The sequence below is a fragment of the Pseudomonas sp. CBC3 genome (assembly GCF_037967085.1).
Classification (GTDB): domain Bacteria; phylum Pseudomonadota; class Gammaproteobacteria; order Pseudomonadales; family Pseudomonadaceae; genus Stutzerimonas.
In genome coordinates this window covers 47,057-66,204 of the sequence record NZ_JBANEO010000004.1, presented here as the reverse complement: position 1 = coordinate 66,204, position 19,148 = coordinate 47,057, and the positions used below count along the sequence as shown (strand labels likewise).

The window sequence follows — 19,148 nt, the reverse complement described above, 5'->3', positions numbered from 1 at the left end:
CGGCTTCTGCTAAATGCCGCGCTCCCGGTCAGCAGCGCTCGAAGATCGCCGCGATGCCCTGTCCACCGCCGATGCACATGGTCACCAGCGCATAGCGGCCCTGGATGCGCTGCAGCTCATGGATCGCCTTGACGGTGATGATCGCGCCGGTCGCACCCACCGGATGCCCGAGCGAGATGCCAGAGCCGTTGGGATTGACTCGCGCCGGGTCCATACCGAGCTCCTGCATCACCGCGCAGGCCTGGGCGGCGAAGGCCTCGTTGGCCTCGATCACATCGATCTGGTCCAGACTGATCCCGGTACGCTCCAGCACCTTGCGCACTGCCGGCACCGGACCAATGCCCATGTAGGCCGGGTCGACGCCGGCATGGGCATAACCGACCAATCGCGCCATGGGCGTCAGCCCGAGTGCTTTCGCCCGTCCCGCCTCGGCCAGTATCAGCGCCGCGGCACCGTCGTTCAGTCCGGACGCGTTGCCTGCGGTTACGGTGCCGCCCTCCTTTTTGAACACCGGCTTCAATGCCGCAAGGCGCTCCAGAGTTAGGTCGGCGCGCAGATGCTCGTCGGTGTCGAAATAAGCGGTGCCTTTACGGCTGCGGATTTCGACCGGAACGATCTGTTCGCGAAAGTAGCCGTTCTCCAGCGCCCGGGCGGCACGCGCTTGGCTTTCCAATGCCAAGGCATCCTGTTGTTCGCGACTTATGCCGTAGCGCTCGGCTACGTTCTCCGCGGTCACGCCCATATGGAATTTGCCCCAGGGATCGTGCAGGAGCGTGTTCATGTAGTCGATCACAGCGCCATCACCGAGACGCGCGCCCCAGCGCATGTTCGGCACAATGAACGGCCCGCGGCTCATGCTCTCCGCGCCGCCGCCAATGGCTACATCGGTATCGCCGAGCAGGATCGACTGCGCGGCGGAAATGATTGCCTGCAGGCCTGAGCCGCACAGGCGATTGACGTTGAACGCGGGAGTTTCCAGCGGTATGCCGGCGTCGACCGCAGCGACTCGTGCCAGATAGCCATCCCGCGGCTCGGTGGGTATCACGTTGCCCATCACCACGTGGCCAACGGCATCCGCCGGCGTGCCGGAGCGCTCCAGCACTGCGCGGCAGACGGTCGTCGCCTGGGTGGTCAGATCGATGTCCTTCAGCGCGCCGCCAAAGGAGCCGATTGGCGTGCGCACCGCACCGACAACGACGATTTCGCGTTCAGTCATGGGGGTTCTCTTCTGTTGAATGGGGGTCGCTCCGGCCAATCCGGCGCGGCGGTTCAGCCGATGCTAACCGGATGAATCAGCAGAACAACAGGAAAATGCTGCAGATCGCTCATGCGTTATTGCAGAACTCATCGGTCACTTGCCGCGATGGGGAAACGCCGGCAGAGCGATGCGCCCGTCGCTCGCGCTCCTCACGATGGAACGATGCACATCGACATCGGGCCCAATCTAGGGTCTGTTAACGTTTCGTCGCGGCCGCGCCGGAGCCTGTTTTTGCGCGAGGCAAGGCACGAGGAGTGAAGTTTGGTTGTTCCAAATGAGCGACGAGGAACGCCGCATCGCGCAAAAACAGGCCCGGCCCGAAGGGTTGCGCGGCAAATATCGCCATGCGGCGTTGCGGGACTTGGCAAGGGAACAACCATTACCTGCGTCCCGCGCCTTGCCTGGCGAAATTTGGCGCAGCAACGCGGCTTGCGACGAAACGTCAACAGACCCTAGCCAACCCATGGGAGGCCCAGCGATGACCAAGGCAGTCAAACCGGACGCCGAACAACCTTACTTCGAAACCCCTGCGCACATCCCCAACGGCAGCGATCACCAGATTCCGCACAGCCACCGGCTGGTCTATCGCGACCACGACGTAATCGTGCATCTCACCGGTTATGAATACGAAACCTTTGGCGAGACGCTTTGGGCGGTGGGCGCCGAGGTCGTGAAAGATCGCGAGATCGTCGTCCCGGTGAGCGTGGACCAGACCCAGCACTACCGCAGCTTCGACGAAGCGCTCGAGCGCGGCACGGAATTGGGCAAACGGCTGGTCGATGAGCTGTAGTTCGAAGTCGATCAAGAGTGAATCGGCCGCCACCTTCTGGCGCGCCCTGCCCTGCTTACCATCCTAGGAAACCACCGATGAGCGATAACAACGCGAAGGTTCGACACGACAAAGATCAACAGCGCTACCTGCTGGACATCGAAGGCGAAACACTCGGCTTTGCCGCATACCGCGAAGACGGAGACAGCCTGGTGTTCACCCACACCGAAGTGGATCCGAGCCTCGAAGGCCAAGGCATGGGCAGCGTACTGATTCGCCAGTCACTCGACGATGCCCGCCAGCGCAGCAAGCGCATCGTACCGGTTTGCGGATTCGTCGCCGCCTATGTGAAGAAGCACCCAGACTGGAACGACATCATCGATTCACCCGCTCAGTGAAAGCACTGATGGGCAGGAATCCACCACGCAGGACGGTAAAATGCCTGCCCCCGCCGGCAGCACATGAGGTTCACCCGCTGCGGGATCATCTCGGCGCCCGCCAGGTGCTGGTCAAACGCATAAGAAGAGAAATCGATGAGCAACGAACTGCAGATCGAGGATATCCAGGTCGGCGACGGTAAAGAAGTGGTCAAGGGTGCCCTCATCACCACTCAGTACCGAGGCCAGCTGGAAGACGGCACCACCTTCGATTCATCCTACGATCGCGGCAAGCCGTTCCAATGCGTAATCGGCACCGGACGCGTCATCAAAGGCTGGGACGTCGGGCTGATGGGTATGAAAGTCGGCGGCAAACGCAAACTCTTCGTTCCCGCCCATCTCGCCTACGGCGAACGACAGATCGGCGAACACATCAAGCCGAACTCGAACCTGCTCTTCGAGATCGAGCTGTTGGAAGTGCTGACTCGGGATGAGTGATAGTCGCGGCATTAGCCGCGACTATCAGTATGGGGTCAGGCTAATGCAGCCTGTCCGGTTCCGGTGGATATTGGCGCCTGTGAGCCCAGCGATTGCCCTACCACGTCACCGATCATGTCCGCCGTAATGGCACTCAGGGTCCAGCCCAGGTGGCCATGGCCGGTGTTGTAGAAGATGCAGGGCGATTTTCCGCGGCCGACCTTGGGCATCATGTTCGGCATCATCGGGCGTAGTCCGGCCCAAGGCACGACGCTCTGAGTGCTGACGCCTGGGAAGCATTCGTTGACCCAGTCCACCAACGGACGAATACGATCGGCCCGAATGTCGCGGTTGTAACCATTGAACTCAGCGGTCCCCGCGACGCGTAGGCGGTTATCTCCAAGGCGGCTGGTCACCAGCTTCGTTTCGTCGTCCAGCAGGCTCACGGTCGGGGCCGCGGCACGGCTGGCTTCGTCGTTGAGGTTGACGGTGATCGAATAACCTTTCACCGGATAGATGTTCACCCGATCGCCCAGTTGTGCAGCCAGAGCGCGGCTAGCCGTACCGGCGCAGACGACCATGCCGTCGAATTCCAGGGTTTCGTCGCCGCCCGGCGTGCCGAGAATGACGCTAGCCTGGCTACCGTTGGTCGCCACAGCTTTAACATCCTGGCCGTAACGGCATTCGACACCCAGGCGAATGGCCGCCGCAGCGAGGCCGTTGGTGAAACTGTGGATGTCGCCGGTGGAATCGCACTCGGTGTAGTAGCCGCCGTAGTACTGCCCCGCCAGCGTTGGCTCGATGGCCCGCATCTCGTCCGGCGTCACGCTGCGGCGCGGCAGCCCACCCTGGGCCAGCAGTGTAGAGACTGTGCCAGCGTGCTCGAAGCCAGCCTTGTCGCGGTAGATGTGCAGAATGCCGGCCTTCTTCAGATCGAAGTCGATGCCCTCTTCTTCAGCCCAGGCAAACAGATGCTCACGGGCAGCGATGGCCAGGCGTGCGGTTTCGATGGTGTTTTGACGGTACTGCGGGATGGAACCGATGAACTCGGCGAACCAGGACAGCTTATGCCAGCTGGGCTTGGGGTTGACCAGCAATGGCGCGTCGCTCTTGAGCATCCATTTCATGCCCTTGAGGATGGTTGACCAGTGAGTCCAGACCTCAGCATTCGAGGCGGAGAGCTGCCCGCCGTTGGCGAAGGAGGTTTCCATCGCGGCGTAGCGGTGCTTTTCGAAAAGGGTTACGTCGAAACCGCGCTTGGCCAACGCATAGGCGGTGGTGATGCCGGTGATACCGCCACCAATGACAGCGATTGTTTTCATTGTGTCGCTCCAGAACGTCAAGGGTCAGAGTCCGTCCGCGACATGCGGATCAGACGCCCCCTCTGTTCTGGACCTGAGAGTTTCGCGAGCTCCAACGAGCGGAGTCCGCTTGCTCCTTCGGTGCGACGGGCGACGACACCCGACGGCTCTTCAGAGTCAAACCTGTGGAATCGGTCCTTTTGCCTGAGAGTTTCCGGGGCGGTTGCTCCTTCGGCGCTGCCGGCGACGATGTCGCTGCAGTCTCTCCCGAGTCCACATACTTCATGTGCCGGACCGATCGAAATCGATCCAGTGATGCAGTCGTGCTCAAGGTGCCAGAAAACGGCCCCTTTGCAACCCAATTTTTTCTGCCGTACGACTAAGGAACGATACAGTCGATCGCTTCAGCGGCGCGCCATGAACCATCACCCGCGTTACAGGCATGATTTCAGGAGCCCACCAGTGCTATCAGCTGGGCGATATCGACGGGCTTGGTCAGGTGTACATCGAACCCGGCCGCCAGCGCATTTTCCTTGTCGCTCGGCTGCCCCCAGCCGGTGATCGCTACCAGCCGAACACGTGAATCCGACGAGCGGATCATCCGAGCAACCTCATCGCCACGCAGGCCAGGCATGCCGATATCCAATAACACCACTTCTGGTTCGAGCTGCCGATAGCGCTCGAAGGCTTCGACGCCGTCGAAGGCCAGATGTACCTCGTGGCCCTCCAGCCGGAGGACTTCGGCCATGGTTTCGGCGATGTCCCGGTTGTCGTCAGCGACCAAAACCCGCCGCGTATGGGCCGCAGACTCGCCGGCTTTCACAGGCTGCGCGTCGCGCTGCGGTGGGGCCAGCGCCGGCAGATTCAACTCGAATTCCGCCCCCAACCCAACCCCTTCGCTGCTCACGCGGATGTCGCCGCCATGAAGATTGGCCAGCCCCTTGGCCAGCGCCAGCCCGATGCCCAGGCCAGCATTGACCTGTGTTTGGGTCGTTGGCACCTGAGCGAATCGTTCGAAAATCAGTTGGAGATGCTCGCGAGCAATGCCTAAGCCGTTATCGGCCACCGACACCGTTGCCATTCCTTCTTTCAACGCGGCGCGAACTCGGATCTGTCCACCCTGAGCGGTGAACTTGGCGGCGTTGTTCAGCAAATTGACGAGTATCTGCTCGAGCCGCAGGGGATCGGCGTCGAGCAGGATCGGTTCCGTCGGCTGTTCGACGATCAACTCATGTCGTTTTGACTCGATTTTGGCCCGTGCAGTTTCGACGGCAGCCTCGACCACCGCTCGGAGATCCAGTGATTCCTTGCGCAGCACCAGCTTACCGAGGGTGATGCGGGAGATATCGAACAGATCGTCCAGCAGCAGGGCCATATGTCGCACCTGCCGCTCAATGATCTGCTGGCTACGCAATTTCTGGGCTTCGGATGCAGAGGGAGAGCCGAAAAGGCCAGCCGCCAGGCGAATGGGTGCCAGCGGGTTACGCAGCTCATGCGCCAGTGTCGCGAGAAACTCGTCCTTGCGTCGATCAGCCTCCAGGATCGCCTGCTCCTGACGTTTGGATTTGGTCACGTCAGCGAACCAGACGGCGAGCCTGTGCTCGAAAGGCGTGGCGATCAGGCGCACCCAGCGCTCGCTGGCAAAGGCAGTGCTGCGCATCTCTACGTCACGCGGCCGTTGCTGCGTCGCCGCCGCCACAAGCGTGTCGATCGCTTGTGGATTGGCATTGGGTCCGAGCACTTCGCTGATGCGCCGCCCCGTCAGTTCAACAACCGTTCCCTGCAAGCTCTCGGCACCGGTCGGGTTGATGAAGTCCAGCCGAAAGTCATGCAGCTCGCCCGCACCATTGAGGTGCGGGGAAAGAATGGCGAACGGAACGGTAGACGAATCCAGCGCCACTTGCAGTCGCCTCTCAAGCATGCCGGCCTTGCTCTGCGCCCGTGCCCGGTCGATGAATACCGCAGCAAGGCCAGCCGCAAGATCGGCCAGGCGAATTTCACGCTCGGTCGGCGGACGCGTCTCTTTGAGTTGCACGGTCAGAGTGCCGAGGACTCCGCCGTCGCTATGCAGAATCGGAGTGCTGTGAGCGGAGCGGAACCCTTCGATACGGGACACGACGCGAAATTCGGTGAAGCGCGGATCGGTTTCGGTGTCCGTCACAACCACCCGACAGCCTTCCTGTACCGCTGCGCCGCAAACGCCGCATCCGGGCGCTACGTTGTCCATGAGTTCCAGCGAGGCCGGCGAAAAACCCTTCGACGCATGAATGCGCAAGGGCGACTGGCCATCGCTTAGTGCCAGCAGGCCGTGGGTCGCACCGTGCAGCTCGCACAGCACATCGATAATCGCCTGCAGCTGAGCATCCAGCGTCGGCAATTGCTGCAGTCGGTTACCGAGCGTGTGCAGTGAATTCAGATCACTTATCTGCTCGGTCAGGTCCTGCTGAGCCAGTTCCAGCTGCGACAGCATGCTGTCACGTTCGGCCTCGCTCGCCCTACGCGCCTGCGCAGCGGCAGCCAGTGCCCGGCCAACCTCGCGCACCTCTTCGATTTCGCTGTCTGGTACCTGTTGTAACGACTGGCCTTGACCGATGGCCTGCGCCGCCCGACGCAACTGACGCATCGGCACGTTGATTCTCCGCGTCGCGAACAATGCCGCGGCGACGGCAAACATCAGGGACAGCAACAGTCCCCCGCCATAGAGCGTGAAAGCCCGAGCGGCGCCAGCTTCCACCGTTTCGGTTGGCGCACCCGTGGCGACGACCCACCTCGACGGACGCAGGCGGACGAATGCGGTGTACGCCGAAGCACCTTCGACCGTCATGGCCATGCCCACTCCTTCATCGGCGGGATTGTCCACGAGCATGCTCTGGAGCGTCGGAGATGCGGGCTGCCCCACGGTTTCCTGGTGCCGCTGAGAACGTGCGATGCGCATGCCTCTGGCATCCAGCACTGTGGTGATCCAGCCCTGAGGTAATCGACGGTCGCTGATCACATCGACGATGGATTCAGGCTTGAGCACCGCGGTCAGGACGTAGCGGGTTTTCCCCTCGATATCGACCGGCACGCGTATGGGAATCCCCCATAGCCCACCGGGGCCCAGCCCCATATTGCCCACCTGCGGCTCACCGGTGCGCATCAGTTCAGCAAAACTGCGCGGCTCGGCAATCGCCTCGGATGCGGGCGAGTCGTGCCGCGAAATACGCCGGATGACCTGGCCCTCCGGTGTGATGACGAGCAGGGCATACCAGCTAGGCACCGAGGGCAATACGCGATGGACCATACCGGCGAAGCTGTCGATATCATCCTCATCGAGCAGCGTTGATTGCGATAACGCCTGCAGCACGTCCAGGGAGCGCCTGAGTTCGACCTCGACTGCCGTGGCGGCCAGGCGTGTGGCTTCTAGGCTACGCTGCTTCGCCAGTAGCTTCTGATCGTTGACTATCGATACCAGACCCAGCCCGGCGACCAGTGCCAGAGGCAGAATTCCGGCAAGCGCGATCGTCAGCAGACGGCTGCGCAACGGTACCGAGCGGGTCGGTTTCGCTCTTGCCTGATTCAATAGTTCTTCCCCTGACACCCTGATTGGAATCAAGGCGTAAAAAACTCGGCGAAACGGTGCGTCGCCGAGCGGCACGCATTAGTTTAAGCAATCCGTGCGACGAGTATCAGCACTTGGAGGGTCCTTGCTACGGACCAGTTCATTCACATCTTCAGGTGGCAAGGCGCTGCCAGATAATTGAATCCTTGGGAGATTTGCATGTTAGAACTTCGGCCTGGATGCGAATGCTGCAACATTGATTTGCCGCCAGAATCTGCGCAAGCGTTGATCTGCTCCTTCGAGTGCACTTTCTGTACGGAGTGCGCAGAGTCGAAACTTGGTTTCATCTGCCCCAACTGCGGCGGCGAACTGGTGGCCCGCCCCCGTCGCCCCGCTGCGAAACTCGCTAATAATCCGGCGTCCACACAACGCGTATATAAGCCGCAACGTTGCAGCCCGGCCCCTATCGTTCGGTAAGTTCCAACGGCCCGTCTTCGCCATCGCTCGTCTAACCAAACAGTCATGGGCACGAAAAAGGCCCGCATGAAGCGGGCCGGAGTTCGTGTTCAGGGCTAGGTCCTTATTTCGGTAGTTTGAACGTAATGAAGCTAGCCCGTCCGTCGCGCAGCACACGCATCGACACGGAGCGATTCTTCGGTAGCGCCTTGACCACCTGACTGAAGGTTTCTACCGAGTCGATGGCTTGGTTGTTCAGATGCGTGATGACGTCACCCGGACGCAGGCCGATCATCGCCGCAGGGCCTTGATTGACTTCACTGAGCACCACACCACCATTGATTTCGAGCGCCTGACGTTGTGCGTCGGTCAGCTCGGTCACCGAAACACCGAGGCGGTTATCGCTGTGGGTAGTACCGCCCGCGCCACCAGCCGAGGCCAGCAAATCGCCGTCTGCGGGCAAGGCACCGACATCGATGCTCAAGGTCTCGCGGTCGCCGTCACGCACGATCTCGAATTTGGCGGTGGTGCCGGGTTTCATCGCGCCGATGAGGTGTGGCAGATCGCCGGACATGTCAATGGACTTGCCGTTGACGCTCAGAATCACGTCACCCACCCTCAGGCCGCCCTTGGCTGCCGGGCCACCATCCATGACCTGCGCCACCAGCGCACCGGCTGGACGCTCGAGACCAAACGACTCGGCCAGATCCTTGTTCACCTCTTGAATGACCACCCCGAGCCAACCGCGGCTGACCTTGCCGTCTTCACGCAGCTGGTTGGCGACATCCATGGCGACGTCGATCGGGATGGCGAACGACAACCCCATGAAGCCACCGGAGCGGGTGAAGATCTGCGAGTTGATGCCCACCACTTCGCCGTCGAGGTTGAACAGCGGGCCACCCGAATTGCCTGGGTTGATCGCTACGTCCGTCTGAATGAAGGGCACATAGCTCTCATTCGGCAGGCTGCGACCGGTCGCGCTGACCACGCCAGCCGTCACGGTGTGATCGAAGCCGAACGGGGAACCGATGGCGACAACCCACTCGCCTGCTTTCAACGCCTCGGAGCTACCGAGCTTGACCGTCGGCAGATCGTCCCCTTCGATTTTCAGCAGCGCCACGTCACTGCGCGGGTCGGCTCCGACCAGCTTGGCTTGCAGTTCGCTGCGGTCAGGCAGACGCACCATGATTTCATCGGCATCGGCGACCACGTGGTTATTGGTCAGCACATAACCGTCTTCTGAAATGATGAAGCCCGAACCCAGCGACTGAGCCTCTCGGCGCTCGGGCCGTTGCGGGATACCACGCTCGAAGAACTCGCGGAACATGGGCGGGATGCCTTCCAGATCCGGAGTCTGTGCCAGCGCGCCACGCGCGGGTTTGTTCTGCTTGGTGCTGATGTTCACGACCGCCGGCGAGGCATCTTCGACCAGCGGCGTGAAATCCGGCAGATCCGCATAGGCGATCAGCGCCTGTCCGAATAACGCCACGCCGGCTACGACTGCCAGAAGGTCTTTACGAAGGATCATGGTGACAGGTCTCCCACGATGGAAAATTGGTTAAACGAACTTGAGTGTGGCCATCCAGCCAAAAAAAGCAGCGGGCCGCCGTGCGCTCGAACGCTGTTCAACAGCCCGGCCACGGCAAACCCACCCAAGGGAGCAAGCTGTTCCGTCAGCCTGTGAAGAACTCTACGCCTTGTACAGTCAGCTTCGTGTGAAGCGGAGGTAAAGGAACCGTAAGGTTTCGCCGCAGCAATTTCCGATAGGGATCGTTTATCTGATCGCATCCAGGCCGGTCGTTTCGAACCCGGCCTGTTCGGCCGCTTGGCGTACACGCAGATGATCCTCGGGCAAAACGAGCGCGGCTTCTGCCCGTTTAAGCGCCAGCTCGATATGTCGGTCGGCCGCGATTCTGACCGCTGCGTCACCCAGCCGCCCCAGCGATGCCAGCGCCTGCTGCAGACATATGCCCACCTCGACCAGCGCAGCCCCGTCGCGCGCGATGGGTGTAAAGAAGTCGTCGAGCATGTCCGCCACGCTCAGGCCAGGTGCGAATATCCGGTCAAATTTGGGCTCCTCCGGTGGAGTCGGCCTGGATAGATGCGACAGCACGCGCAGACCGCGACCGATTACATCAACTGCGGTCCCCTGATCGTTGATACCAGGCGACAAGGCTCGCGACGCAATCTCGGCCAAGACGGTCATTCCGAAGCGTGGGTCGCGGTCGAAGGTTCGCTGTGCGCCGATGACGAAGGCCGCGCGCAGTGCGTCGTCACACTCTTCGCCTACACCCACGGACCAGGCGATCGGCTGCGTCGGCTCGACGAAGGTACCCGGCAGCACACAGATATAGACCGAGCTGCTCTCCGACTCGGTCAACGTGCCCAATGCCGGCATGTCGATGTGCTGCACGAAGCCAATCTTCCGGGCGTACAGCGGACGCGCGCCCGGCAGTGCTTTGGGGTCAACCTCGAGCGGGCAGCCACCCAAATAGGGTTGTTCCATGCGCTGGCACAACGACCGGGTTGCGGCGTCCTCCACCCTCGCCGTGGTCTCCGCAACCCTACCCAGCCCCGACAGCTGATCGATCCAGCGCAACAACGCGTAGACCACCAAAACCACGACAACGATTGTCGCCGCGAACAATACGACCCGGCCCTTATCACCATAAAGCCCTGTGCTCAGGGAGATGATGCCGACCAGGCTAAAGATGAACGAACCGATGAAGGTGGACAGGGTGTTTTGCGTCGTGGGGTCTTCCACCAGCAGCGAGATGGCCCGCGGGGTGACGTTGCTGGTCGCCGAACCGTAGGCGGCCACCATAATGCTCAGCGAAAAGGTCGTGACCGCGAGCATGCTCGATGCCAGCACGCCAAGGATGTTATCGACCGCATCGGAGCCGATCTTGGTCGGGACATCGTCGGGGATATAGGGCGCCACAGCCAATGCCACCAGCGCAGCCGCGATGCCCAGGACAGAAAACAGGCTGGCCCTGAACCAGGGTCGCCTGCTGATGCGGATGAGAAACCACTTCCAACGCTCGATCATCTGCGACTCGCGCTCAGGTCCGTTTCAGTACAGACAAGAGCGTCACCGCACCGTTGCGAAAAAAAGGGGTTTCTTCGTAGACCGTCTCGTTTCAGCCCGCCAGCGCCGCGACCGCAGCCGGCAGTTCACGCATGTCGTTGATCACGGTCGCCACGCCCAGCTCCCGCAGCGCCTGATCGTGCCCGGCGGGAATATGGCTCGCGCCGGTAAAGCCGATCACCTGCATGCCCGCGGTGCGTGCCGCCAGGACACCGGTCGGGCTGTCCTCAACCACCAGACAGTGCCCCGGCGCGACGCCCATGCGCTCGGCAGCCAGCAGATAGACATCCGGCGCGGGCTTCGGCGAAGCCACCATTTCGGCGCAGAAGATATTCCCAGCAACCCGCTCGGTCAGCCCGGCGCGGCGCAGCGACGACTCGACATTGTGCAGACGGCTGTTGGACGCCACCGCAAGCGGCAGATCGATGGCAAGCAGTGCGTCACGTACGCCTGGGATGGCCCGGACTTGCTCGGCTACCGCTTTCTCGCTGTGACGCCGCAGATCTTCATCGAAAGTCTTCGGCAACTTCAAATCGAAGCGCTTTTCGATGAGGTCGATGATGCTCGGCACCGTCAGGCCGAACGTCCCTTCCAATGCATCGCCCAGCAGGTCCGCCGGAACATAGAGGCTCAGCGACTCGAACAGCACGCGGTGGCTGATGATCTCGCTGTCGACGATCACGCCATCGCAATCGCTGATCAGCAGGTCGATAGTGGCCATCGGATCTCCTGGTGATTGACGCGCGGCAATAGCGCCGCGCCAGCTTGGACTGCGCCAAGCATGCCGAGTTTTACGCCGCTTCGATGGCAATTGCGCGTCGCATCCATTGCTGTTGCGCATGCCGACAACTCTTCCGCATCGGCGCGGAGGCCAATGACGACCGGCGCCCGGTAGCCGGGACAAATGTTCTTGCAGCACGCCGTTCGCTGCGCCAGTCACCATCATCCGAGCATCGTGCGCATTTCGTTCAATACCAGCGCTGCGTTCGCTCCTAGCCTTAGCGCTGACATCCCCTGCGTGAACTAGGAGTTACCGATGAGTCTGTTGCTGTCCATGGCGGCCTTTGCGCTGGCCTCTTCCATCTCGCCCGGCCCGGTCAATATCGTCGCCCTCAGTGCCGGCGCGCAGTTCGGTCTGCGTCAGGCCATGCGCCACGTCAGTGGCGCGACCATCGGCTTCACCCTATTACTGCTGTTGATCGGCCTCGGGCTGAGCGAGCTGCTGTTGCGCTGGCCCTGGTTGACCCAGTCGATCCGGCTGGCCGGCGTCGCGTTTCTGTTGTACATGGCATTTCGGCTGGCTATCGACGACGGGAGTCTGGACGCTGACAAACCGGCGGTGCGGCCCAGCATGCTTTATGGCGCGGCGATGCAATGGCTCAACCCCAAAGCCTGGTTGGCCTCGGTGGCCGGCATGGGTTTGTTCGCGGCGGCCGGGGATGCGCCCTCGGTGTGGCGCTTCGCGGCGATCTATTTCGTGATCTGTTACGCCTCGCTGGCCTGCTGGGCCTATGCCGGGACCTTTTTGCAGCACTACCTGAACAACCCCGTGCGGGTGCGATTGTTCAACCGCATCATGGCCGCACTACTATCGGGCTGCGCAGCTTATCTGCTGTTGTTCTGATCGCTATCAGCGCAACGTACGCCGCGATAGTGGCCAGGAGTGGCCGCCAGCAACTGCTTGAAAGCGCGCTGCAGATGCGCCTGATCGGCAAAACCCGCCGCCAGCGCTACCTCGGCAATGGGTATGCCACGTCGCAGTTCGGCACGAGCGAACTGCACACGGCGATTGGTCAGATACGCATGCGGGGTCATCCCGAAGTGTTTCTTGAATGAGCGGATCAGGCTCGACGGTGACACCCCGGCCGCATGGCTGATCTCGTCAAGCCTGAGCGGGCGCTGATAGTTGTCGGCAATGAGTTCGGCAGCGCGCCGCAACTTCGAGTCGCTCACCGGCGCGGCCACGTCCAGCCGCAACCGCCGATGCAACAGACTGAAGAACTCCACCGCGGCGCCGTGCTTGTGCGAAGGTTCGGCAAGCTCATCGGTCAAGACGCCATGGAAATGGCGAAACCCGGCCTGGAGCAGCGGATCGCGCGTCAGGATGGGTGAGAAGCGGCGAAAGCCGGTGCCGCCCATTTCCAGGTCGTCCTGCAGACCAGCCAACCAACCGGCATCGACGTACAGCATGCGATACGCCCAGGGCTGGTTCTCGATCGGATTGCAGGCATGCACATCGCCCGGGTTCATCAATACCAGCGTTCCTGCATCGATACGGCACTGATGATGGCGGTTGATATAGGTGCTACAGCCACTGTCGATCAAACCGATGGAAAAGGTTTCATGGCTGTGTCGGGAGTAGCAGACGCGGCGTCCGTCAGCTACGGTGCGTGCTTCGATAAACGGCAGCGCCGCGTCCCGCCAGAATTGGGAAATGGGTGCTATGGGCGTTCGGTTCGGCAGGCTCATGATCCGGTCTGTTGCGGCTACTTCGAGAAAGCATCAGCGTAGCCGGAGTTCAGAGAATTTCTAACCCTTCGCATTTGTAATCACCGATGAATATATCGTCCTGCAACACTTCACCGTCGAGGTTAAAGCAGAACAGGTAGCTTTCGGTGCGGTCGCCGATCTCCACGCTTTTGAGCCCGATGCATTCGTCGGGATGCCCCGGCAGGATCTTGAACGAAGAAATACCGCGTTCGGGATTGCAGTCGCCTACCTGCACGGTACGAATTTCGCTGAAGTCTTCGTTGGCAATAATCAAGGTATTGGCGCCGCGTTCGCATTCGTCGATCGCCTGATCGAACGGCGAGGTGGAAATCTTGCGAGGGAAGAACAGCCATTCGCGGCGATAAGGATGCCATTCGACCGCCTCGTGAATGACGTAGCCGTCCGGCCCTACTCCGAGCGCATCGCGGATGCGCTGGTAGCGCTCAGCCCAGTCGACGCTGCGCACGCCATAGTTGCGGTCGAGCATTTTCACCCACTCTTCAGTCGGCCGTTTACCATGGCTGCCGACAACGACTCGATCATTCCAAAGCGTCGCCCATTCACTCTTGAAACCTTTGAATGCCTCATCACCGCTGCCAGTCATCAGAATCTGCCGCGGCACCAGCTGGCGTTGATCGCGGATCTCGCAGACCAGGCCGGTACGATCATCGAAGGTCACAAGGCGTTTGCCGAACATCACAAGCTCGGAAAACTCGGCGCCCCGCCCGCCTTCGGCGATCTGGCTGATCAGCCGATACTGACCGCCCTGATCCTCCGGTATGTCCTCGAACCGATAACGAGGCCGGCCGGTGTGAGGATCTACCTCGCGGTAGATTCGATCGTGACGCAGCGTGGACTGCCAGCCGGTTCCACCGTCGTCCAACTCCACCAGAGAGGCATGGTCCTCATCGGTGATGATCGCCAGCAGGTACTCGCAGGTATCGCTGCCGTAGCGCTCAAGCCGCCGAATATCAAAGTTCTTTTCGCTCATGAATAGACGCTCTATTGGCACGGGTGCGGGCACGGCGTGCGGACGGATCTGTCTGGTTGGGACAACGCGCAGAGGGCAAGTTCCGGCAGAAATCTGACTGAAATCAAAGCCAGCATTCGTAGCGGGTCGCGCCGCCGGGTTCAGGATAACGTTCAGCGGCTGGTAGGAAACTTCCTTGCGGCGCAGCTTTTGTCAGCAGCTTCGTCTGTTTTATTGTCCAAGCCCCACAGCACGAGACAAACGGAACGGCATGGCTTTTCACTTTCCTCACCGGCAGGCTTCAGCGGCCATCGAATCCTTAACTGCAATTGCGCGGCGGGTCGATACCGCAGCCTTGCATAGGGCGCTCACCGTTATGGGCAGCGTCGTACTTTTGAGCCTGGCCGGCTGCGGTAGCCGGCAGCCGGAAATACCGGCACCGCGTCCCGATGAGGTGCGGGCGAAAATCGTCCGTCTGATCCCCAGCGACATTCCGGATCGCCAAGGCTGGGCCACCGACATCTATGCCGCGTTCGATGCGCTGGAAATTCCTCCGAGCGATGAAAATCTCTGTGCAGTGCTCGCGGTTACCGTGCAGGAGTCCACTTTTCAGGCCACGCCTCCAGTGCCTGGCCTGGCCAAGATTTCGCGTGAAGAGATTTATCGCCGCGCCGCACGCCTGCATGTCCCGCGCTTCGTGGTGAATGCTGCGCTGGATGTACGCTCGCCCAATGGAAAGACCTACAACGAGCGCTTGGATGCGGTGCGCACGGAAGAACAGCTGAGTGCGATTTTCGATGACTTCATTGGCATCGTGCCGCTTGGCGAGCAGTTGTTCGGCACGCTCAACCCGGTCAAGACCGGCGGACCGATGCAGGTCAGCATCGCCTTCGCCGAAGCGCGCCGCTGGGAGTACCCCTTCGAGCACAAGGGCTCGATCCGCGACGAAGTATTCACTCGCCGTGGCGGCATGTACTTCGGCATCGCTCACCTGCTGGACTATCCCACCAGCTACACGCAGCCGCTCTATCGCTTCGCCGACTTCAATGCCGGCTGGTACGCCAGCCGCAACGCCGCGTTCCAGAATGCGGTGGCGCGGGCCAGCGGCAGCAAGCTGGCCCTCGATGGTGACCTGATCATTCACGGCAGCAGCAAGGCTGGGCAGACCGAGACGGCGGTACGATCACTGGCGGGCAAACTCGACATGAGCGAAACCGCGATACGCAACGCGCTGGAACGTGGCGACACCCACGGCTTCGAGAAAACTCGGCTCTACGAACGCGTGTATGAGCTAGCGGAGAAGCGCGCAGGCAAACCGCTGCCACGAGCGGTGCTTCCGGGCATCCGTCTCGAGAGTCCGAAAATCACCCGCAACCTGACCACCGCCTGGTTCGCCAACCGGGTCAACGACCGGCACCTGGCCTGCATGAGGCGCGCCCGCAATTGAGACATGCGAGCACGGCACATTGGATTGTCGTGGCCATGCTCAGCCCAGCAGCCCCATGCCGACCAGTACGAACGCGCCGACTGTGACGATCAGTCCCAGGATCACCAGTAATCCATCCCGTGTGGTGATACCGAGGCCGAACAGCGCGATCGCCGCGAATGGCGCCGTGCTGGCAAACGGCATCAACTCCAGCGGCGGAACCGAAGTAGCGAGCAACACGCAAAGCACCGCGATCAGGCGCAGAAACCCCTTGTGGACGGCCCAACCGAGGCGTGCGCGGCTGATCTTGTCCAACCATCGCACGACCCGGCGCACTTTGTTCAGGCCCTTGTCGAGCTTCGCGCCGCTGACCGTGCGTTTGGCGAGGAAATCCGGCATCCAGAAATGGTCGCGCCCCATCAGCATCTGGATCGAGAACAACGCAACGATCAGAGCCAGCACCGTCGGCAGGCCGGGTATCCCGCCGACCGGGCTGATTTCGATGATTGCCGGAACGAACAGAAAAGGCCCAAAGCTACGGCGCCCGAGGCTGTCCTGAATCTCGCTGATGGCGACCTTATCCTGCTTCCTGCCCAGTTCGACGATCCCGTCGATTACCTCTTCCAGATCCGCGTGCCCGTTCTGCCCGGTATCAGCCATAGAAGACGCTCTGCGTTACGTGGTTGTTGCCGTAAGGTTTCATAAACCCGGTCATTTACAATCAATATTGGCTGTCAGGATATTTCCCAACGCATCTCGTGCCGGATTGTCCAGCGCAGCGGACAGCTGTCTGAACGTCCGGACAACCGTGAATCCGCCTGACGGGCTCTAAACCAGCCATCGGCGTCCGGGCAGCTCTGATCGATGTCCAGATTGCTGGAGCGTGCTCGCCACGATCGTGGCGCGATCATGTCAACTTCTTGTTTTTCCTAACATTTCCTTTCATGGCACAACTTGCGCATGGCCCGCTTCGCTGCGGGATGTTCCGTCCGCGCGATTCCTTACAAAAACAAGATGGAAGGAAAAGCTATGAAGATCCGAGGTTTGCTTGCGATCACCGCAGCGATCGCCCTGAATACCGCCGTAACGCCCGCACAGGCGGGCACCGTCACCTCCGCTTCGCTCCCGGCCGGCAGTCATCCCGGTTCGCGGGAGCGCCAGTACCAGGTATATGTCCCCAGCGGGCTATCAACGCCGGCGCCCATGGTGATGGCGCTCCACGGTTGCCGCCAGACCCAGGCCAACGCGCTCGACGAGTGGGGTTTGAAGGCGGCTGCGGACCAAAATGGTTTTATCCTGGTGACGCCCTTCATCACCAGCTACGACGGCCTGCGCAACCAGAACTGCTGGGGTTTCTGGTTCGACCAGCACCAGCATGAAGGTGCAGGCGAACCGCAGGATTTGGTGAGAATTGCCCAGGCGGTCGAGGCGCAGCACAGCATCGACACCAACCGGCGATTCATCACCGGCCTGTCGTCTGGCGGCGCGATGGCGGTCGTGGCGGCGACGACGCATAACGAGTACTGGGCCGCTGCGGCGAGCGCCGCCGGTCTGCCGTATGGTGAAGATGCCGCATCGGTTTCGTTGTCCGGCCAGTGCCCCGGCTATGCGACGTTTCACAATGTCGACCAGGTCGCCAACGACATGCGGGCGGAGCTGAACGACACCTACGCGATTCCGCTGATGGTGCTGCAGAGCAATAACGACTGCACCGTCATCCAGCCAGCCGGCCGCAACCTTCGCGACGCCCATCTGAAAGTATTCGGCGGCACCAGTCGCGACACACCAGCCAAGGCCCAGCAGAGCCAGGCAGCCTGCAGCCCCTACCATCAGAACAACTTCAACTGCCAGCACACCCGCTACGGGACAGGCGACGGGCGGTCCATCGTCGAGACGGTCTTCTTCAACGGCCCGCAGAACACGGCCAACACCACCGATACCAACCACGGGCATTACTGGGTCGGCGGAACCAACGGCAGCGAAGGCCCTTGGGCGGTACGCGCCGGCCCGAGTTATCCGAACATCATCTGGGACTTCTTCAGTCGCCACGCCCGTGATGGCGGCGGCGAGAACGGTACACCAACTATTACCGTGCTGGGTGACAACCCGCTGAAAGTCGCACTGGGCCAGTCCTTCACCGATCCGGGTGCGACGGCCTCCGACCGCGAAGACGGCGACCTGACGGTTACGGCCGACTGTTCCAGCGTAGATACCAACACCGTTGGCGACTACAACTGCACCTATGAAGTAACCGATTCGGATAACAATACCGCCACCCGGACTCGCACTGTTTCGGTGTTCGACCCCAACGCACCGACCGCGACCTGCGAGGTTGCCAGCGCGTCGCCCAACGCCCATATCAGCGCCGGCCGTGCCGTCGCCGGAGGTATTTCCAGCCTGCGTGCGCTGTCTCTGACCGACCGTCAGGACATCGGTGGCTCCTTCGATACCTGGACGTCAGTCAAGCTGTACCAGGGCGAGCCGGGCACGTGGTACGCCGCAGAACCGGAGGCCTGTCGTGCCGGCGAAGGCGGGAACGACGGTCACACTTGCCAAGACTGGTACAGCACCAATCTTCAGCATTTGTCAGCCGGCCGGGCCTACTACCAAATGGGTTATTACACACAGGGTGGTAACGACGCGCTGGGTCAGATATCGGGTAGCAATGCCTGGGTTCGCGAATCCAGCCCAGGTCTATACGAAGCGGGCCAGTGCCCGTAACAGACCTCGCTGAAACAGGCTGGCCCGTTGCTTTGGATAGTACGTGGCCAGCCATCTGCAAGAAGAGCGAAACCTTTATGCACTGCCTAACATACTTTCGATACAACCAGACCTATTAACTAATAGACATAAGCATATACAGCGAAACAATAACGCAATCAGTGCCAGTTAGTTCGGATTACGTTTCGCTCCAAGAATCTATGCCAATTTTTCAATCACATAAAAAAGCGGAGCTCGCTTAACGAGCTCCGCTTTACCGGCTACTGATACTAAT

The 19,148-nt window shown here is 61.1% G+C and carries 16 protein-coding genes and 1 riboswitch; of the genes, 7 read left to right on the top strand and 9 right to left on the bottom strand.

Translation table 11 applies throughout. The features are described from left to right. Positions 1–28 precede the first annotated feature (28 nt). Entirely contained in the window at positions 29–1,216 is a 1,188-nt protein-coding gene (locus tag V6943_RS17115; RefSeq protein WP_340554833.1) for an acetyl-CoA C-acyltransferase family protein, read from the bottom strand. Between the two features lie 520 nt (positions 1,217–1,736). On the opposite strand from V6943_RS17115, the gene V6943_RS17110 reads away from it, so the two are divergent. From V6943_RS17110 to V6943_RS17100, 3 genes are all read left to right on the top strand, one after another. Beyond that, a complete protein-coding gene (locus V6943_RS17110; RefSeq protein ID WP_131651641.1) occupies positions 1,737–2,048 on the top strand; it encodes a hypothetical protein in 312 nt (103 codons plus the stop codon). Positions 2,049–2,125: 77 nt separating this feature from the next. Then, complete coding sequence (locus V6943_RS17105; RefSeq protein WP_131651642.1) at positions 2,126–2,425, top strand: GNAT family N-acetyltransferase; 300 nt, start codon at positions 2,126–2,128, stop codon at positions 2,423–2,425. A gap of 135 nt (positions 2,426–2,560) precedes the next feature. Continuing rightward, the gene (locus V6943_RS17100) at positions 2,561–2,902 is read left to right on the top strand and encodes an FKBP-type peptidyl-prolyl cis-trans isomerase (protein WP_340554832.1); all 342 of its coding nucleotides are present in this window, start codon (positions 2,561–2,563) and stop codon (positions 2,900–2,902) included. A gap of 35 nt (positions 2,903–2,937) precedes the next feature. On the opposite strand, the gene V6943_RS17095 is transcribed toward V6943_RS17100, so the two are convergent. Beyond that, complete coding sequence (locus V6943_RS17095) at positions 2,938–4,203, bottom strand: D-amino acid dehydrogenase (protein ID WP_131651644.1); 1,266 nt, start codon at positions 4,201–4,203, stop codon at positions 2,938–2,940. Between the two features lie 161 nt (positions 4,204–4,364). Further along, positions 4,365–4,462, bottom strand: a riboswitch (glycine riboswitch). A 168-nt stretch (positions 4,463–4,630) separates the two neighbouring features. Then, complete coding sequence (locus V6943_RS17090) at positions 4,631–7,744, bottom strand: ATP-binding protein (RefSeq protein WP_340554831.1); 3,114 nt, start codon at positions 7,742–7,744, stop codon at positions 4,631–4,633. A gap of 198 nt (positions 7,745–7,942) precedes the next feature. Between V6943_RS17090 and V6943_RS17085 the strand changes: the two genes are divergently transcribed. Beyond that, on the top strand, positions 7,943–8,200 hold the full coding sequence (locus V6943_RS17085) for a DUF1272 domain-containing protein (protein ID WP_181104329.1): 258 nt from the start codon (positions 7,943–7,945) through the stop codon (positions 8,198–8,200). A gap of 103 nt (positions 8,201–8,303) precedes the next feature. Here V6943_RS17085 and V6943_RS17080 read toward each other — a convergent pair whose 3' ends face one another. The 3 genes from V6943_RS17080 to V6943_RS17070 all read right to left on the bottom strand — a co-directional run bounded on the left by V6943_RS17080 (position 8,304) and on the right by V6943_RS17070 (position 11,988). Beyond that, positions 8,304–9,707: a DegQ family serine endoprotease gene (locus V6943_RS17080; RefSeq protein WP_181104331.1), complete on the bottom strand. Its 1,404-nt coding sequence runs from the start codon at positions 9,705–9,707 to the stop codon at positions 8,304–8,306. Positions 9,708–9,953: 246 nt separating this feature from the next. Further along, positions 9,954–11,228, bottom strand: a complete 1,275-nt coding sequence (locus V6943_RS17075) for a DUF2254 domain-containing protein (protein WP_131651648.1) — start codon at positions 11,226–11,228, stop codon at positions 9,954–9,956. 91 nt (positions 11,229–11,319) lie between these two features. Further along, entirely contained in the window at positions 11,320–11,988 is a 669-nt protein-coding gene (locus tag V6943_RS17070) for an HAD family hydrolase (RefSeq protein WP_340554830.1), read from the bottom strand. A 315-nt stretch (positions 11,989–12,303) separates the two neighbouring features. On the opposite strand from V6943_RS17070, the gene V6943_RS17065 reads away from it, so the two are divergent. Further along, positions 12,304–12,891, top strand: a complete 588-nt coding sequence (locus V6943_RS17065) for a LysE family translocator (RefSeq protein WP_340554829.1) — start codon at positions 12,304–12,306, stop codon at positions 12,889–12,891. Here V6943_RS17065 and V6943_RS17060 read toward each other — a convergent pair. Continuing rightward, positions 12,873–13,736 (bottom strand): AraC family transcriptional regulator, encoded by an 864-nt coding sequence (locus V6943_RS17060; protein ID WP_340554827.1) that lies wholly within the window; start codon positions 13,734–13,736, stop codon positions 12,873–12,875. The two genes, V6943_RS17065 and V6943_RS17060, sit on opposite strands and share 19 nt — an antisense overlap. A 49-nt stretch (positions 13,737–13,785) precedes the next feature. After that, the gene (locus V6943_RS17055) at positions 13,786–14,748 is read right to left on the bottom strand and encodes a hypothetical protein (RefSeq protein WP_340554825.1); all 963 of its coding nucleotides are present in this window, start codon (positions 14,746–14,748) and stop codon (positions 13,786–13,788) included. A gap of 355 nt (positions 14,749–15,103) precedes the next feature. Here V6943_RS17055 and V6943_RS17050 point away from each other — a divergent pair, with 355 nt between their 5' ends. Beyond that, the gene (locus tag V6943_RS17050; protein ID WP_340554823.1) at positions 15,104–16,174 is read left to right on the top strand and encodes a DUF1615 domain-containing protein; all 1,071 of its coding nucleotides are present in this window, start codon (positions 15,104–15,106) and stop codon (positions 16,172–16,174) included. A 39-nt stretch (positions 16,175–16,213) separates the two neighbouring features. On the opposite strand, the gene V6943_RS17045 is transcribed toward V6943_RS17050, so the two are convergent. Beyond that, a complete protein-coding gene (locus tag V6943_RS17045) occupies positions 16,214–16,813 on the bottom strand; it encodes an exopolysaccharide biosynthesis protein (protein ID WP_340554821.1) in 600 nt (199 codons plus the stop codon). 369 nt (positions 16,814–17,182) lie between these two features. Between V6943_RS17045 and V6943_RS17040 the strand changes: the two genes are divergently transcribed. Next, positions 17,183–18,874 (top strand): extracellular catalytic domain type 1 short-chain-length polyhydroxyalkanoate depolymerase, encoded by a 1,692-nt coding sequence (locus tag V6943_RS17040; RefSeq protein ID WP_340554819.1) that lies wholly within the window; start codon positions 17,183–17,185, stop codon positions 18,872–18,874. Positions 18,875–19,148 lie beyond the last annotated feature (274 nt).

What these genes read in the sequence shown, in the direction of transcription:
- V6943_RS17115 (WP_340554833.1), bottom strand. Translation starts at nt 1,216, where the DNA reads ATGACTGAACGCGAAATCGTCGTTGTCGGTGCGGTGCGCACGCCAATC.
- V6943_RS17110 (WP_131651641.1), top strand. Translation starts at nt 1,737, where the DNA reads ATGACCAAGGCAGTCAAACCGGACGCCGAACAACCTTACTTCGAAACC.
- V6943_RS17105 (WP_131651642.1), top strand. Translation starts at nt 2,126, where the DNA reads ATGAGCGATAACAACGCGAAGGTTCGACACGACAAAGATCAACAGCGC.
- V6943_RS17100 (WP_340554832.1), top strand. Translation starts at nt 2,561, where the DNA reads ATGAGCAACGAACTGCAGATCGAGGATATCCAGGTCGGCGACGGTAAA.
- V6943_RS17095 (WP_131651644.1), bottom strand. Translation starts at nt 4,203, where the DNA reads ATGAAAACAATCGCTGTCATTGGTGGCGGTATCACCGGCATCACCACC.
- V6943_RS17085 (WP_181104329.1), top strand. Translation starts at nt 7,943, where the DNA reads ATGTTAGAACTTCGGCCTGGATGCGAATGCTGCAACATTGATTTGCCG.
- V6943_RS17080 (WP_181104331.1), bottom strand. Translation starts at nt 9,707, where the DNA reads ATGATCCTTCGTAAAGACCTTCTGGCAGTCGTAGCCGGCGTGGCGTTA.
- V6943_RS17075 (WP_131651648.1), bottom strand. Translation starts at nt 11,228, where the DNA reads ATGATCGAGCGTTGGAAGTGGTTTCTCATCCGCATCAGCAGGCGACCC.
- V6943_RS17070 (WP_340554830.1), bottom strand. Translation starts at nt 11,988, where the DNA reads ATGGCCACTATCGACCTGCTGATCAGCGATTGCGATGGCGTGATCGTC.
- V6943_RS17065 (WP_340554829.1), top strand. Translation starts at nt 12,304, where the DNA reads ATGAGTCTGTTGCTGTCCATGGCGGCCTTTGCGCTGGCCTCTTCCATC.
- V6943_RS17060 (WP_340554827.1), bottom strand. Translation starts at nt 13,736, where the DNA reads ATGAGCCTGCCGAACCGAACGCCCATAGCACCCATTTCCCAATTCTGG.
- V6943_RS17055 (WP_340554825.1), bottom strand. Translation starts at nt 14,748, where the DNA reads ATGAGCGAAAAGAACTTTGATATTCGGCGGCTTGAGCGCTACGGCAGC.
- V6943_RS17050 (WP_340554823.1), top strand. Translation starts at nt 15,104, where the DNA reads ATGGGCAGCGTCGTACTTTTGAGCCTGGCCGGCTGCGGTAGCCGGCAG.
- V6943_RS17045 (WP_340554821.1), bottom strand. Translation starts at nt 16,813, where the DNA reads ATGGCTGATACCGGGCAGAACGGGCACGCGGATCTGGAAGAGGTAATC.
- V6943_RS17040 (WP_340554819.1), top strand. Translation starts at nt 17,183, where the DNA reads ATGAAGATCCGAGGTTTGCTTGCGATCACCGCAGCGATCGCCCTGAAT.